A 16,405-nucleotide genomic window follows, 5' to 3' on the forward strand; every position below is an offset into this window, starting at 1 on the left:
GCATCGCCGCGACACTCCCGAGCGCTCGCGGACGTCCGGGTGCGAGACCCGCCACTAGCATGAGCGCGACACGCCCCGTCGCCGTGCACTCACGGCCGAGTCCGGGCGCGAGACGTGGAGGGGCACGACATGGTCGACGACGGCAACCCGCAGCAGACGCCTTCCGAAGGGCGGACGCCGCCGGATCCGGCCGCGAGCGCTTCGACGACCGGGTCGACGGGCGTGGATCCCGCGAGCGCCCCGGCCACGCCGACGGACGCGACCGCGACGACCGACACGTCGGCGACCGGCAGCGCTCCGCAGGCGGCGGAAACCGTGGAAACGGCGAAGAAGCCCGCCGGCGTGACCGCGCCGACCCTCATCTGGGTCGGCGTCGCCGTCGTGCTGCTCTCGTTCGTCGCGGCGTTCCTCGGTTCGTGGCTCGCGGGTTCGGCGAGCACCGAGGCGGTCGCGACGCCGACGCCGACGCCGGTCGTGGTCGACGAGGCGGCCTACGAGGAGGCCCTCGAGGAGATCCTGCCGGCGGGATCGGCGGTTCGCGCGGGCACCGGGGCGCCGGAGGCGGGCAAGGGGTACGAGGGAGACGTCTACATCGATCTCTCCACCTCGGACGTCTATCTCTTCCAGGACGGGGACTGGGAGCTCGTGGGGAACATCCGCACCTCCGCCGCCGAGAACCTCACCGGGGCGACCGGCGCGACCGGAGAGACCGGAGCCACCGGAGCGACCGGTGCAACGGGCGCGACCGGCGCCACGGGGGAGACCGGCGCCGCCGGTGCGCCCGGAACGCAGGTGCTGCTCGGCATGGGAGCGCCGAAACCGGAGACCTGCGTCACCGACGGCGACGTGTACATCGACACCGAGACGGCGTCGTACTACCTGTGCTCCTCGGGCGCATGGACCCTGTTCGGCCCGCCGGCCGACGCCGCGCCGACCCCCGAGCCCACCGAGGACTCCGCCAAGGGGTGATTCCGCAGAAGTCGGAGCGGCATCGCCGGGCCTCAGGTCTCGGGGCACGCGCCGCTGCCGTCTGCGGGCATTCGTCGGCAGTGTGAACCGGAGCCGGATCGGGTCGACGTCCGTGGTGTCGGCACCGTGGCGCGGGCGCAGGCACGGCCTCTCCGCGAGACCGCGGCAGGGTTACAACGTTTACCTTCGACGATCTCTCGAATTCCCTCGACAACGAGTCGTGATGTCCGATATGTTGACGTCAACATCTGAATGTTTACGTCAACATTCCTGATCGAAAGAGACAACGGTGTCCCATTTGACCTCACGCTCGCGCCGAGCGGCGGCCGTCGCCGTCGCCGCAGCCGCCATCGTCGGCTCCGTGCAACTCACCGCCTTCCCCGCTGCGGCGGCCGAGCCGGACGCGGTGCTCACGCCCAACCCGGCCGTCACCGGTCCGGAGTTCGAGGGCTGGGGAACCAGCCTGGTCTGGATGGCCAATGCGACCGGCGGGTACCCGGCCGAGCTGCGTACCGAGCTCATCGACCAGCTCTTCGGCGAAGACGGCCTGCGCCTGAACATCGCCCGCTACAACGTCGGCGGCGGCAACGCGAGCGACGTCCCCGACTACCTGCGTGCCGGCGGCGCCGTGCCCGGATGGTGGAACGCCGACGCGCCCCTGGTCGACGGCGACGGCGCGATCACCTCGACCTACGCCGACCGCGACCGGTACCTCGCCGCCTGGACGGGCGACGAGGCATCCGACTACGACTTCGAGACGGATGCCGCGCAGCTCGCCTGGGTCGACGAGATCAAGGACCGCGTCACGAAGTGGGAGGCGTTCAGCAATTCGCCGCCCTACTTCATGACCGAGAGCGGCTACGTCTCGGGCGGGTTCGACGCGAACGCCGAGCAGATCAAGCCGGCTGCGATCGGCAAGTTCGCGACCTACCTGAAGACGGTCGTCGAGCACGTCGAAGACGCCTCGGGCATCTCGTTCGACACGATCGATCCGCTCAACGAGCCGAACACGAACTACTGGGGCACGACGCTCGGCGGCGACGGCCGGCCGACCGGGGGCCGCCAGGAGGGGGCGCACGTCGGGCCGGCCCGTCAGGCCGAGGTGCTGACCGCCCTCGCCGCCGAGCTCGCCGAAGCGGAGACGACCACCGACGCCGGCATCTCAGGACCCGACGAGACCAACCCCGGTCGCTTCGTCACCGACTGGGACGGCTGGACGCCCGAGGCGAAGCAGGCCGTCGACCAGCTCAACGTGCACACCTACGGCACCGGCGATCGCCTGCGCGTGCGCGACATCGCGAAGTCCGCCGACAAGCCGCTCTGGATGAGCGAGGTCGAGGGCAACTGGGGCGGCAACTCCTGGAACCCCGCGTCGATCGAGAACGGGCTCGGCATCGCCCAGCACATCACGGGCGACCTGCGAGAGCTCGACCCCTCGGCGTGGGTGCTCTGGCAGCCGGTCGAGGACCTCTACAACATGGAGAAGACCGAGAAGCTCAACTGGGGCTCGGTGTTCATCGACTTCGACTGCAACGCCGACGGCGATTCGGTGCGGCGCATCGCCGACGGCGACGCCGACCCGTCATGCCGTGTGGCGACGAACACGAAGTACGACACCCTGCGCAACTTCACGCACTACATCGAGCCCGGCGACCGCGTCGTGCCGACGAATGACGCGAACACGACCTCCGCGGTCAAGGCCGACGGCTCCGGCGCGGTGCTCGTGCACACCAACACCTCGGGTACCGCGAAGACCGTGCGCGTCGACCTCTCGCGCTTCGCCGAGATCGGCGCCGGCGCGACCGTGACGCCCGTCGTGACGACCCAGTCGCCGACCGACCAGCCGTCGGCGAACGCGCTCGTCGCAGGCGCATCCGTCGCGATCGATGCGGCCACGAAGTCGGCCGTGCTCACCGTGCCGGCCAAGTCCGTGACGACCTTCGTCGTCGACGGCGCGAGCGGCGTCGCCGCCGATGCGCCCGCCCTGCGCGACGGCGAGGAGTTCCGTCTCGTCGGCACGCAGAGCGGCAAGCCCGTCACGGCCACCGCAGGCTCGCCCGCGACCGTGCTCGGCGGCTCGACCGCCGACGCCGCCGCGCAGGTGTGGACGGCGACCCGCCTCGCCGAAGGCGACGGAACGGCACGAGACCGGTTCGTGCTCCGCCTCGCCGATGGCCGGGCCCTCGTGACGAACGGCGACGGCAGCACCGCTCTGCGTGCCGTCAGCGACGAGGTGGCAGCGACGGATGCCTCGGCGCAATGGCTCGCGAGCTCGACGGACGGCACCCGCTTCACGCTGTTGAACGCCGCCCGTGAGCGCGTGCTCGACGTGTCGGGCCAGTCGACCTCTGCGGGTGCCACGGTCGGACTCTGGCAGTCGAACGGCGGGGCGAACCAGCAGTTCACGTTCGACATCCCCGAGACCGAGGACGGCGGGGACTTCCCCGAGGCGACCCTCTCGGAGCTCGTCGCGCACGACTTCACCCTGTACTTCGCGAACAGCGGCGCGGTCACCACCGACGCCGTCGCCGAGAGCGATCGCCTGGGGCTCTACCAGACCCGCTCCGACCAGGCGTTCGGCGCCGACGCCGCGACCGGCGCGAGCTGGGGCTACGTCTCGAGCGGAACGTCGAACCCCGTCCGGGGCAACTCGAGCACCTCGACCGCACGGACCGACACGATCCTCGTCGATCAGGAGCCGGCCGGTGCGACACTCGCGAACCGCGAGGTCGGCTACGGCTTCGACCTGCCCGACGGCGACTACGAGCTCACCTTCGGCTTCGACATGCCGTCCGGCTGGGCGGCACGCGCGGTCGAGCTGCGCGCCGAGGGCCAGACGCTCGCGAGCGTCACCGCCGGCGACTCCCTGCTCGAGCGCACGTTCCCGGTGACCGTGAGCGACGGGCGACTGGATGTCTCGGTGCACAGCGCCTCGGGGCGCACGAACGCCTTCCTCGACCCCGCGGTGAACTACGTGCTGGTCAAGGCGCCCGCCGTCTGGGGCACCGAGGTGCTCGCAGAGAAGCTCGCGCAGTCCGAGGCATCCGACGGGATCGACTACACCGACTCGAGCCTGGAGGAGCTCGTCGCAGCGCGCGCCGAGGCGCAGGAGCTCGTCGACGCGGACTCGACCGACGTCGAAGCGATCGAGGCGGCCTACGACCGGCTCAAGGCGGCGTTCGAGGACCTGCTCGAGGCGATCCCCGCGTACACGAGCTTCCGGCCCGGACAGGAGTGGCGTGACACGAGCGGCAAGCTCATCCAGGCCCACGGCGGACAGGTCGTGCCGTCGACCGACGACGAGGGCGAGACGATCTACTACCTCTACGGCGAGGACCGCACGAACGGCTACCACTCGGCGCCCGGCGTGCACGTCTACAGCTCGTACGACCTCTACAACTGGACCGACCGCGGCCTCGCCCTGCGGGCCCTCTCGTCGAAGGCCCAGTTCGACGAGCCGTACTTCGACGCGCTCTACGGCGACTACAGCCAGGCCCAGCAGGACGCCGTCTATCGCGACCTCGGCACGGTGCCCGTCGCCGGCGTGACGCCGCCGATCATCGAGCGACCGAAGGTGATCCACAACGAGGCCACCGGCAAGTGGGTCATGTGGGCGCACATGGACGGACCCAGCGAGACCTCGACCGCGCAGTACGCGAAGGCCAGGGCCGGCGTCGCAGTGGCCGACTCGCCCTTCGGTCCGTTCCGGTACATCGACAGCTTCGCGCTGAACTCGTCGCCCGACGGATGGGGGGACCCGGGCATGGCCCGGGACATGAACCTCTTCGTCGACGACGACGGCACCGGGTACATCATCTACTCGAGCGAGGACAACGCGACGATGTACATCTCGAAGCTCGACGCCGAGTACACCGCGCTCGCGACGCCGGCCGACGAGGCCGTGGAAGGCGTCGACTTCAACCGCATCTTCGCCGGGAAGTCCCGCGAGGCCCCGGCCCTCTTCAAGCACGACGACCGGTACTTCCTGCTCACCTCGGGCACGAGCGGCTGGTCGCCGAATCCCACGCGGTATGCGAGCACGACCGACATCATGGGCGACTGGACCGAGATCGGCGACCCGTTCCCGTGGTGGGCGCAGTCGAACTCGTGGAACACCCAGCCGACCTCGGTGATCCCGGTCGACCGCGAGCACGGCAAGTACATCTACATGGGCGACCGCTGGAACGGCGGCTCCGACTCGGCGCTCGCGAGCGCACCGCTGGTCTGGCTGCCGCTCAGCCTCGGCGAGGGCGGCGACACGCTGTCGGTCGAGGTGTACGACGAGTGGACCCTCGACCAGCTCGACGGATGGTCGGCGTGGGAGGTCTCCGGAGTGCCGGCGAGCGTGAAGCTCGGGGAGCCGCTCGACGTACCCACCGTGACGGTCACGACGAACGGCGAGACGACGACGCAGCCCGTCACGTGGGCCTTCGACGGCTCCTTCGACCTGCCGGGCACCGTCACTGCGACGGGCACGCTGCCCGACCTCGGCGGTCGGACCTTCACCCGAACGGTCACCGTCGTTCCCGAGAACGTCCGGTACGCGGTGAACGCGGGCGGACAGCGTACGGCCGACTGGCAGACGCTCGTCGACACCGCCGCCGAGCAGGCGCCGCTGCTGAACAGCCGGCCCGACCAGAAGTACGGGGTCGACGCGGGCACGAGCGCGGCCTGGGGCTACCTGGGCGACCAGAACGCGGTGTCGACGCAGAGCGACACGATGTTCGGCACGCTGCGCTACGCGACCGAGGGCGCAGACCTCGCCTACCGCTTCGACGGGCTCGAGCCGGGAACGTACACCGTGTACGCCGGATACTCCGACCCGTGGGCGCAATGGGACGACCGCGGTGCGAAGGTCACCGTGAACGGCGTGGTCGTCGAAGCCGACCACGACTTCGACGCGACGAACCAGACCGCGGCCTACGCGGGAGTGGTGGTCGGCGAAGACGGTCGGGTCGACGTCTCGCTGAGCCCGACGCGCGGCCCCGACGTGCAGCTGAGCTGGCTCATCATCACGTCGGACGCGGCCCCCGAGCCGCCGCTGGACGTGACGGCGACGGCGAGCACGAGGTGCGTGGCGAAGAAGGTCGTCGTGACCGCGACGCTGGCCAACGCGACGGAGGTGCCCGTCAGGGTGGCGTTCGCGTCGGCGTACGGCCAGAAGACGGTCGCCGCGGTCGCGCCCGGCAAGAACACCGCCGCCGCCTTCACGACCCGGCAGGCGAGCGTGTCGGCCGGCGTCGTCACCGTGACGGTCGAGGCGGTCATCGACGGGCGGACGGTGACGCACACCGCGGATGCCGCGTACAGCGGGGTCTCGTGCGAGTGATGCAGACCGGCCGGACCCGCCTGAACCGAACACGATATGAGACGAGGAGCACGAGGATGAGGAACGCGAGAACCACGGCGCGAGTCGGGGCGGTCTGCCTCGGCACGGCGATGCTGGTCGGCATCGCCGGAGTGGCGGCCGCCGAGGAGCAGTACGGCGACGGGACGGTCGACATCGGCGTCGAGATCGCCGAGCTCGCCGAACCCGGCGTGCTGGCCATGACGGTCGCGAACACCGCGACGACGCTCACCGAGCACGGTTCGACGGCCACCCAGCGCCAGTTCGTCGGCCAGTTGCCGACCGTCACCGTGACCGACACCCGAACGGCTGAGGAGATCCCGGCGGGGGCGGGCTGGTACGTGCTCGGAACCTCGAGCGACTTCGTCGGCGACGCCGGGCAGCCGGCGATCGGGGCAGGGCACCTCGGCTGGGCGCCGCACCTGATCGACGGTGGCGATGCCGGGCTGGTCGCCGAGGGCGACGTCGTCGACACGGTGATGGACGAGGACGACCCGGATGCCTCGGCGCCCTTCGGCCTCGTCGACCAGGAGTTGCTCGCCCTCGCGATCGACTCGGGGGCCATCGCGCCCGAAGGGCAGTGGTCGGCGAACGCCGACCTGTTCCTGCGGACCCCGGCGGACGTCGCGCCCGGCGGGTACACGGCCACGATGACCCTCTCGCTGTTCGAGTAGGACCGACCGTGCACCGCCGCACCGTCCTCCGATCCGCTGCCGTGATCGCCGCGGTCACGGCGGCGATCGCGACCGTGCCGGTGTTCGCACCGGCGGCCGCGCACGCGGAGGACGGGGCCTCGGCCGTCACCTGGTCGGTCGCCCCGGCGGACGAGCATGGCGCCGACGGGCGGGCCGGGGTCGACCTCGAACTCGACCCCGGCGCGACCGCGACCGAGCGGCTCGTGGTGCGCAACCTCGGCGAGGAGGAAGTACGGTTCTCGCTCACGGCCGCAGACGGGTACCTCACCCCGGCGGGGCGGTTCAACATGCTCCCGTCGGATCAGGCGTCGGTCGATGCCGGCAGCTGGATCTCGCTCGCCCCCGAGGTCGTGGTGCCGGCCGGCGGGAGCTCCGTGGTGCCCTTCACCGTGACGGTGCCCGAAGACGCCACGCCTGGGAACCACGCCGCCGGCGTCGCCGCGTCGATCACGGCGCTCTCGAGCGGTGACGGGGCGAGGGTCGGCGTCGAGAGTCGGGTCGGCTTGCGTGTGACGACCCGCGTCACGGGCGAGATCGCGCCGGGACTCGCGGTCGTCGGCGACGGCGGATACCGCCTCTCGTGGAACCCGTTCGCGCCCGGCTCGGTCGAGGTCGTCGCGCAGCTCGAGAACACGGGCAACGTGCGGCTCGCGGTCGAACCGTCGCTCGCCACGGGCGGCCGAAGCATTCCGGCGACCGGCCTGGAGCCCGGGCGGACCGTGGAACTCCTGCCGGGTGACCGGAGAACCGTGAGCTTCACGGTGCCAGGTGCCTGGCCGCTCGGGCCGATCACGCTGCCGGTGACCGCGGAGGCGACGACGGTCGGGCCGAACGGAGCCGGCGCCGCACTGGCACCGGTCGTTCGGACGGTGACGGTCTGGGCGCTGCCGATTGCGCAGCTCGCCGCGCTGCTGGCGCTCGTGCTCATCGCCCTCGGCGCGGCGGCCGGTCGCAGCCGCAGGTCGAAGCGGGTCGAGCAGCTCGTCTCCGCAGCGCGCGAGGCCGGGCGCCGCGAGGTGGTCGGCGCGGGCGGGCCGACGTGAACCGGCCGACGTGAACGGGCCGATGTGAACCGGCCCTCGGCCGACCGGCTCGGCGGCGCCGTGCGCCTGAGGCTCAGCCGCGCAGCGCGAGCGTGAACGGCAGCACCGAAGAGGCGCCCGCCAGGCGCAGCTCGCGGGCGGCGACGGTGAGCGACCAGCGGCTGTCTGCGAGGTCGTCGACGAGCAGCACGCCCCCGGCGGGCAGGTCGAGCCGGTCAGCCGCGAACCTCTGCCAGACGCCCGCGAGCCGGAACGCGCTGTTGCCACCGGGCTGCCCGCTCGGGCCGCCGTTCACGAGGGTGAGCTCGCCGACGTAGGGCAGGCGCCCGATGCGGGCGAGGCCCTCGGCGAGCGTGCGCACGAGCTCGGGGTGCGAGCGCGACGGCATCGAGACGACCGCGACCGGCCGTTCGGCCCAGCCCCAGTCGGCGAGCACGCGCACGCACGCGTCGAGCATCTGCGGGGTGACGGGCCGGTCTGGCGCCCCGGAGGCGAACACCTCGCGCAACGTGCCACCCCAGCCGAGGTCGGTCAGGCGGGCGAGCGCTCGCCCCTCGTCTGCCTGCTCGGTCGGCGCGATGCGGCCCTTGACCGGCACGCCGAGTCGATCGGCGCCGGTCGGCCAGGCCTTGCGGGGCTCGATCGGCACGCCGACGCGGTCGAGGGCCCCGGATGCCGCGGCCGCCGCATCGCCGTCGACGTCGCCGGGGAACCAGACCCCGGCGCAGTTGTCGCAGCGGCCGCACGGCGAGGCGGTCTCGTCGTCGAGGGAGCGCTGCAGGAAGGCCATGCGGCACCCGTCGGTCTGCTCGTACTCGACCATGTGCTGCTGCTCGGCCTCGCGCTCGGCGGCGATGCGCGCGTACCGCTCGGCGTCGTAGCTCCACGGCTCGCCCGTGGCGATCCACCCGCCCGAGACGCGGCGCACGGCGCCGTCGACGTCGAGCACCTTGAGCAGCAGCTCGAGCGGCGTGCGCCGGATGTCGACGCGGGCCTCGAGCGCGGGCGTGGAGAGCGGCACATCGGAGAGCTCGTCGATGACCCGGCGCGCTCGATCCTCATCGGGCATCGAGGCGGTCGCGAAGTAGTGCCAGATCGCGCGATCTTCGGAACCGGGCAGGAGCAGCACGTCGGCGCTCTCGCTCGCACGGCCGGCGCGGCCGACCTGCTGGTAGTACGCAACGGGCGACGAGGGGGCGCCGACATGCAGCACGAAGCCGAGGTCGGGCTTGTCGAACCCCATGCCGAGCGCGCTCGTGGCGACGAGCGCCTTGACCTCGTTGCGCTTGAGCAGGCCCTCGGACTCCTCGCGCTCGTCGGGGTCGGTCTGGCCGGTGTAGGCGCGCACGTCGTGGCCGCGCTCGCGCAGCACGCGGGCGATGTCGGTCGCCGCCGAGACCGTGAGCGTGTAGATGATGCCCGACCCCGGAAGGTCGTCGAGGTGGCTCAGCAGCCAGCCGAGCCGGCTCTCGGAATCGGGCAGCCGCAGCACCCCGAGCCGCAGCGACGTGCGCGCGAGCGGCCCGCGGATCGTGAGCACCCCCTCGCCCTGGTCGCCGCCTGGGTCGCCGACGGTCGCGCCCAGCTGTTCCGCGACATCCGCCACGACCCGGCTGTTCGCGGTCGCCGTGGTCGCGAGCACGGGCACCGATGCCGGCATCTGCGCGATGAGGTCGCGCAGGCGCCGGTAGTCGGGCCTGAAGTCGTGCCCCCAGTCGCTGATGCAGTGCGCCTCGTCGACGACGAGCATGCCCATGCGCCGCACGAGGGTCGGCAGTTGCTGCTCGCGGAACGAGGGGTTGTTGAGGCGCTCGGGCGAGACGAGCAGGACGTCGACCTCGTCGGCGTCGAGTCGGGCGAGCACGTCGGCCCACTCGTGGGCGTTGGTCGAGTTGATGGCCACGGCGCGCACGCCTGCCCGTTCGGCGGCCGCGATCTGGTCGCGCATGAGGGCGAGCAGCGGCGAGACGAGCACGGTCGGCCCGGCGCCCTCACGCCTGAGGAGCAGGGTCGCGACGAAGTACACGGCCGACTTGCCCCACCCGGTGCGTTGCACGACGAGCGCGCGCCGGCGCCCCTCGACGAGCGCGCGGATCGCCTCGAACTGCCCGTCGTGGAAGACCGCGTCGTCGCGCCCGACGAGCTCGCGCAGGGCTCCGAGCGCCGCGTCGTGGAGCGCCGAACCGTCGGGCCCCGCATCGGGGGAGGCGGGTGCGGCGGCGTCGGGGGCTTCGGTCACCGTCCCACTCTGGCGGATGCCGCCGACACCCGCACCCGCGATGACGGGCCCGCCCGCGGCATCCGGCTCGGAGTGCCCCATGTTCGGGGACGTTGCCGGCGGTGACCGGGGAGCGTAGATTGCGCGCGCATCCCTGCAACGCGTATCGATCCCGTGCGGCGCGACCCGACCGCGCGGGTCAGCGGAAGGACGTGCCATGCCGAGCCATCGCCGGATCCGGAACATGCTGGGAGCGACCGCCGCGGCGGTCGCGCTCGTCGCGGGAAGCCTCATCGGCGCCGCGGGTGCACAGGCGGCCGCACCCCCGCCGCCTTCGATCGCGGCGCTCGGCGACTCGATCTCGCAGGCGTACGACGCGTGCGGGTACCGGGCGTGTCCGACCTACAGCTGGTCGACCGGCAGCGTCTCCTCGGTGAACTCGCACGCGTCGCGGCTCAGGGCGCTCGGCGCGACGGGCCTCGTCGTGACCAACAACTCGGTCGTGTCGGTGAAGGCCGCCGGCCTCCCGGCCCAGGCGCAGGCCGCCGTGACGCAGAAGGCGCAGTACGTGACCGTGCAGATCGGCGCGAACGACGCGTGCACGCCGACGGTCGCCGAGATGACACCGACCGCGGCGTACGAGGCGTCGGTGCTCGCCGCCGTCACGACGATCAACCAGGGCACGCCGACCGCGAAGATCTTCGTCGCGAGCGTGCCGAACCTCAAGCGCATGTGGGAGGTCAGCAAGTCCAAGGGGGGCGCGAGGCTCATCTGGGCGGCGGCGCGCATCTGCCAGTCGATGCTCGTGAGGCCGACCAGCACGACGGCGGCCGACAACGCCCGTCGCGATCAGGTGCAGGCGAGGGTGAACGAGTACAACGCGGCCCTCGCACGGGTCTGCACGCCCGCCCGCAACTGCACGTTCGACAACAACGCCGTCGCGAACTACGTGTTCGCGGCGAGCCAGATCTCGACGCTCGACTACTTCCACCCGAGCATCGCCGGGCAGGCGAAGCTCGCCGAGATCACCTGGCCGCTGACGCCGTACGGGGCTCCCTGAGCCGGGCCGGTCGCGACACGGCGGGTGGCCGTTCGCGGCGTTCGCGCGCCGACCCGCTGAGGCACCTCAGGGACGGCGGATGCCGGTGGCATCCGCCTCGCCCGAATTAAGGCGGTTGCCCGATACCCGTCGGGTACCTCAGCGACGAACGTCGACTCCAGACGAACAGGGAGTCGACATGATGATCTCGGAACTGAGCTACCTGCACCTGCAGCATGCGGAGGAGGTGCGCATCTCCGCGGAGCTCGAGCGTCGCCGCGAGCAGCAGGAGCGCGACCTCGACGACGACGCCTTCGCCGAGCTGGCACGCGGGCGGGGTGCAGGGCGCGGCTGGTGGGCCTCGGTGCTCCACCCGCACGTGCGCCGGGCGGCAGCGGGCCCGTCGCGCGAGCACGCGCGAGCCGCCTGACGAGCACCGACGACCCGAGGCCCGCATCGACCGCGATGCGGGCCTCGGCGTGCCCGGTCCATCGGATCCGGGTCCCCACATCGTGTCACCCGTTCGGGTTGCGTCGGGGCGAGCCCGTGCGTACCCTCAATTCCTAACCGAACAATCGGTCAGGAAGTCGGGCAGGGTTGCCGACGATGGCCGTCGGTCCCCATCCCACGCCAGAACAACGGAGTTCGCATGTCGACCGATGTCAGAGAGAGCACGAAGACCGGGCGGATGCCCGCAGAGGAACGACGGGTGCTGGCCGGCACCCTCGTCGGCACCTCGATCGAGTGGTACGACTTCTTCATCTACGCGCAGGCCGCCGGGCTCGTGCTCGCGCCCCTCTTCCTCGCGCCGGTGGCCGAGTCGAACCCGGGTCTGGCCCAGGTGCTCTCGCTCGCCACGATCGGCATCTCGTTCCTGTTCCGCCCGCTCGGGGCGATCGTCGCCGGCTACCTCGGCGACAAGCTCGGCCGCAAGAAGATGCTCGTCTTCACGCTCATCATGATGGGGCTCTCGACGGCGCTCATCGGCTTCCTGCCGACGTACGCGGCGATCGGCATCGCCGCTCCCATCCTGCTGATCCTGCTCCGCATCCTGCAGGGCTTCTCGGCGGGCGGCGAATGGGGCGGCGCCGCGCTGATGGCCGTCGAGCACGCACCGAACGGCCGCCGCGGGTTCTTCGGCGCGTTCCCACAGATCGGCGTGCCGGTCGGCATGATCCTCGCCACGTTCACCCTGTGGGTGCTCACGAGCTCGATGTCGCCCGAGGCGTTCATGGAGTGGGGTTGGCGCATCCCGTTCCTGCTCTCGATCGTGCTCATCGTCGTCGGCTACGCGATCCGCCGCGCGGTCGAGGAGAGCCCGGTCTTCGAGGAACTGCTGAAGCGCCGCAAGGAGTCCTCGACCCCGCTGCGCGAGCTCTTCCGGCACAACACGAAGCAGGTCGTGCTCACCGCCGTCATCTTCATCGCGAACAACGCGGCCGGCTACCTGCTCATCGCATACTTCGCCACCTACGCCGTGACGGCGCTCGGCATGGATCGACCGAGCGTGCTGCTCGCGACGACGTTCGCCTCGTTCGGCTGGCTGATCTTCACCCTCTTCGGCGGGCGCATCTCCGATCGCCTCGGTCGCGTGCGCACGTTCCAGATCGGGTACGTGTTCCTCGCCCTGTGGGCGATCCCGATGTGGTTCCTCATCGACACGGGCGAGATCGCCTGGTACTTCGTCGCGCTGTTCGTGATGACGTTCGGCCTCGGCCTGTCGTACGGCCCCCAGGCCGCCCTGTACGCCGAGATGTTCCCGGCGAAGGTGCGGTACTCGGGCGTCTCGATCGGGTACGCGCTCGGCGCGATCCTCGGCGGCGCGTTCGCGCCCATGATCGCCGAGGCCCTGCTCAACTCGACCGGCCAGTCCTGGACCATCGGCCTGTACATCGCGATCGCCAGCGTGATCTCGCTCATCGGCGTCTCGCTCGTGAAGGAGACGAAGGGCCGCGACCTGCTCGAGTGAGCTGCCGGTTCGCGCGTTCTCGGCGCGCTCTCGGCGCGCTGGAGCGAGCGGATGCCGCCGACACGCGGATGCCCCGGGCGAGCCCTCGCCCGGGGCATCCGTCGTCTGCGGCGAGGTCGGATCGTCGCACGTGTGGCCAGGACCCGGATCGCCGTGCCATAATTACTTCCTGAACGGTCGGTCACTAATTCCGACCCGACGATGACGTCAGGAGACACGCATGCCGGAGGCCTACCTCGTCGGAGGCGTGCGCACGCCAGTGGGCCGATACGGCGGTGCGCTCGCGAGCGTGCGACCCGACGACCTCGCCGCGCTGGTGGTCGGCGAGGCCGTGCGCCGAGCCGGCCTCGACCGTGCGACGCTCGACGCCGGCGTGATCGACGAGGTGATCCTCGGCGCGGCCAACCAGGCCGGTGAGGACAACCGCAACGTCGCCCGCATGGCCGTGCTGCTCGCGGGCCTGCCCGATTCGACTCCCGGCATCACGGTGAACCGCCTGTGCGCCTCGGGCATGTCGGCGATCACCATGGCCGCCCAGGCGATCCGCGCGGGCGATGCCGACCTCGTCGTCGCCGGCGGCGTCGAGTCGATGACCAGGGCGCCATGGGTGCAGGCCAAGCCCGACAAGGCCTGGGCGAAGCCCGGCGCCGCCTACGACACCTCGATCGGCTGGCGGTTCCCCAACCCCCGCCTGCTCGCGCGCGACAAGGCCACCTTCTCGATGCCCGAGACGGCCGAAGAGGTCGCGAGGGTCGACGGCATCTCCCGCGAGGCGGCAGATGCGTTCGCGCTGCGCTCGCAACAGCGGGCGGCCGCGGCCATCGCCGCAGGGCGCTTCGAAGCCGAGATCGTGGGCGTGCCGCTCGCCCGCGGCGGCGAGGTGCTCGTCGACGAGGGCCCGCGCCCCGAGACGACGCTCGAGGTGCTCGCCGGACTGCGGCCCGTCGTCGCCGGCGGATCCGTCGTGACCGCAGGCAACTCCAGCGCGCTCAACGACGGCGCCTCGGCGATCGTCGTCGCCAGCGCCGAGGCCGTCGAGCGCTACGGGCTCGTCCCGCGTGCACGCGTGGTGGTCGGCGCATCCGCCGGCATCGCCCCCGAGATCATGGGGCTCGGCCCGGTGCCCGCCACCGAGAAGGCCCTCGCCCGCGCCGGACTCGGCGTCGACGACCTCGGCTCGATCGAGCTCAACGAGGCGTTCGCCACGCAGTCGCTCGCCTCGATGCAGCGCCTCGGCCTCGACCCCGAGCGGGTCAACGTCGACGGCGGGGCGATCGCGCTGGGGCATCCGCTCGGCTCGTCGGGCTCCCGCCTCGTCGTGACCCTGCTCGGCCGCATGGAACGCGAGCGCTCGCGCTACGGCCTCGCGACCATGTGCGTCGGCGTCGGCCAGGGCTCGGCCCTCATCGTGGAGTGCCTGTCATGACGGATGCCGCGACGACCCCCGACCCGACCGACTCGGCCCTGCGCGACTCGCCCCTGCGCGTCGAACGCCTGCCCGACCGCGTGGTCGCGACCCTCGACCGGCCGGGCGTGCGCAACGCGATCGACCAGCGCACGATCGACGCGCTGCACCTGCTGTGCGCCGAGCTCGAGGCGATCCCGCGCATCCTGATCCTCACGGGCGCGGGCGGCGTCTTCGCCTCGGGCGCCGACATCGGCGAACTTCGCGATCGCGGCGCCGACGACGCGCGGATGGGCATCAACGCGAACGCGTTCGTGCGGGTGAGCGAACTGCCGATGCCCGTGATCGCGGCCCTCGACGGCTACGCGCTCGGCGGCGGCGCCGAGCTGGCCTACGCCGCCGACATCCGCATCGCGACTCCGTCGCTCAGGATCGGCAACCCCGAGACCGGACTCGGCATCCTCGCCGCGGCGGGAGCGAGCTGGCGGCTGAAGGAGATCGTCGGCGACGCACGCGCGGCCGAACTGCTGCTCACGGGCCGCACGGTCGAAGCCGACGAGGCCCTGGCCATCGGACTCGTGAGCTCGCTGCACCCGTCGGAGTCCCTGCTCGACGCGGCGCACGCCGTCGCCGATCGCATCGCCCGCAACGACCGCGACGCGACCATCGCGACCAAGCGGGTCTTCCGGGCGCCGCGCGCGGCCCACCCCGCCGTCGACCTCGAGGCCCAGGCGGTGCTGTTCGAGAGCCCCGAGAAGTTCCGACGCATGACCGAGTTCCTCGAACGGAGACGGAAATGAGCCACGAGACGGTGGATGGCCGTACGGCCACCGGTGCGCCCTCCGACGTCGGCGTGCTCGGCGGCGGGCGCATGGGCGCGGGCATCGCGCACGCGTTCCTGCTCGCCGGTTCGCGCGTGACCGTCGTCGAACGCGATGCGGATGCCGCGGCCGCGGCGTCGACGCGCGTGCTCGACTCCGTCGCGGCATCCGTCGCCCGCGGCACCGCCGACCAGGGTGCCGAGGCGATCGGCGCGCGCTTCGCCACGAGCACCGACGTCTCTGCGTTCTCGCGGTGCGGGCTCGTGGTCGAGGCCGTGCCCGAGCACCTCGAACTCAAGATCGACGCGCTGACCCGCGTCGAAGCGGTGCTGGCCGACGACGCCGTGCTCGCCTCGAACACCTCGTCGATCTCGATCGACGAGCTCGCGGCGCTGCTCGAGCGTCCGTCGCGGTTCCTCGGCATGCACTTCTTCAATCCCGTGCCCGCGTCGACCCTCGTCGAGATCGTGCGCGGCGGCGCCACCGACCGCCAGCTCGTCGACGAGGCGCGCGAATGGGTGCACGCCATCGGCAAGACGCCGATCGTCGTGGCCGATGCCCCGGGGTTCGCGTCGTCGCGCCTCGGGGTGGCGATCGGCCTCGAGGCGATCCGCATGCTCGAGGACGGCGTCGCGTCGGCGCAGGACATCGACCTCGCCATGACGCTCGGCTACAAGCATCCGGTCGGACCGCTGCGCCTGACCGACCTCGTCGGCCTCGACGTGCGACTCGGCATCGCCGACTACCTCGCCGCGAACCTCGGCGACCGCTTCACCCCGCCCACCCTCATGCGCCGCATGGTCGCCGAGGGCAAGCTCGGCCGCAAGACGGGCGAGGGCTTCTACGTGTGGGACACCGAATGACCCTCGCCCGCGAACCGGACCGCGATCCGTCGATCC

General features: G+C 71.8%; 11 protein-coding genes. 10 read left to right on the forward strand and 1 reads right to left on the reverse strand.

Annotated elements, in window-relative coordinates; translation table 11 throughout:
• The first annotated feature begins 129 nt into the window (after positions 1 to 129).
• The 4 genes from BM342_RS19630 to BM342_RS13275 all read left to right on the forward strand — a co-directional run bounded on the left by BM342_RS19630 (position 130) and on the right by BM342_RS13275 (position 8,054).
• Positions 130 to 969: a hypothetical protein gene (locus BM342_RS19630; RefSeq protein WP_143109878.1), complete on the forward strand. Its 840-nt coding sequence runs from the start codon at positions 130 to 132 to the stop codon at positions 967 to 969.
• A 361-nt stretch (positions 970 to 1,330) separates the two neighbouring features.
• On the forward strand, positions 1,331 to 6,298 hold the full coding sequence (locus BM342_RS13265) for a family 43 glycosylhydrolase (protein ID WP_143109879.1): 4,968 nt from the start codon (positions 1,331 to 1,333) through the stop codon (positions 6,296 to 6,298).
• Positions 6,299 to 6,354: 56 nt separating this feature from the next.
• Positions 6,355 to 6,990 (forward strand): hypothetical protein, encoded by a 636-nt coding sequence (locus BM342_RS13270; protein ID WP_092967017.1) that lies wholly within the window; start codon positions 6,355 to 6,357, stop codon positions 6,988 to 6,990.
• Between the two features lie 8 nt (positions 6,991 to 6,998).
• The gene (locus BM342_RS13275) at positions 6,999 to 8,054 is read left to right on the forward strand and encodes a DUF916 domain-containing protein (RefSeq protein ID WP_092967019.1); all 1,056 of its coding nucleotides are present in this window, start codon (positions 6,999 to 7,001) and stop codon (positions 8,052 to 8,054) included.
• A gap of 73 nt (positions 8,055 to 8,127) precedes the next feature.
• On the opposite strand, the gene BM342_RS13280 is transcribed toward BM342_RS13275, so the two are convergent.
• Positions 8,128 to 10,374, reverse strand: a complete 2,247-nt coding sequence (locus BM342_RS13280) for a RecQ family ATP-dependent DNA helicase (protein ID WP_092967021.1) — start codon at positions 10,372 to 10,374, stop codon at positions 8,128 to 8,130.
• Positions 10,375 to 10,516: 142 nt separating this feature from the next.
• Between BM342_RS13280 and BM342_RS13285 the strand changes: the two genes are divergently transcribed.
• The 6 genes from BM342_RS13285 (at position 10,517) to BM342_RS13310 (ending at position 16,369) form a co-directional block, all read left to right on the forward strand.
• On the forward strand, positions 10,517 to 11,332 hold the full coding sequence (locus BM342_RS13285; RefSeq protein ID WP_177232189.1) for a GDSL-type esterase/lipase family protein: 816 nt from the start codon (positions 10,517 to 10,519) through the stop codon (positions 11,330 to 11,332).
• 178 nt (positions 11,333 to 11,510) lie between these two features.
• Positions 11,511 to 11,741 carry a hypothetical protein gene (locus BM342_RS13290; protein ID WP_092967025.1) on the forward strand — a complete coding sequence of 77 codons (231 nt, stop codon included), beginning with the start codon at positions 11,511 to 11,513 and terminating at the stop codon, positions 11,739 to 11,741.
• A gap of 219 nt (positions 11,742 to 11,960) precedes the next feature.
• Positions 11,961 to 13,280: an MFS transporter gene (locus BM342_RS13295; protein ID WP_092967027.1), complete on the forward strand. Its 1,320-nt coding sequence runs from the start codon at positions 11,961 to 11,963 to the stop codon at positions 13,278 to 13,280.
• 220 nt (positions 13,281 to 13,500) lie between these two features.
• Entirely contained in the window at positions 13,501 to 14,706 is a 1,206-nt protein-coding gene (locus BM342_RS13300; protein WP_092967029.1) for a thiolase family protein, read from the forward strand.
• The gene (locus BM342_RS13305) at positions 14,703 to 15,485 is read left to right on the forward strand and encodes an enoyl-CoA hydratase/isomerase family protein (protein WP_092967031.1); all 783 of its coding nucleotides are present in this window, start codon (positions 14,703 to 14,705) and stop codon (positions 15,483 to 15,485) included. Before BM342_RS13300 ends, BM342_RS13305 begins: the two co-directional genes overlap by 4 nt.
• Positions 15,482 to 16,369: a 3-hydroxyacyl-CoA dehydrogenase family protein gene (locus BM342_RS13310; protein ID WP_092967033.1), complete on the forward strand. Its 888-nt coding sequence runs from the start codon at positions 15,482 to 15,484 to the stop codon at positions 16,367 to 16,369. Before BM342_RS13305 ends, BM342_RS13310 begins: the two co-directional genes overlap by 4 nt.
• Positions 16,370 to 16,405 lie beyond the last annotated feature (36 nt).

The organism is Agromyces sp. CF514, from assembly GCF_900113185.1.
GTDB lineage: Bacteria > Actinomycetota > Actinomycetes > Actinomycetales > Microbacteriaceae > Agromyces.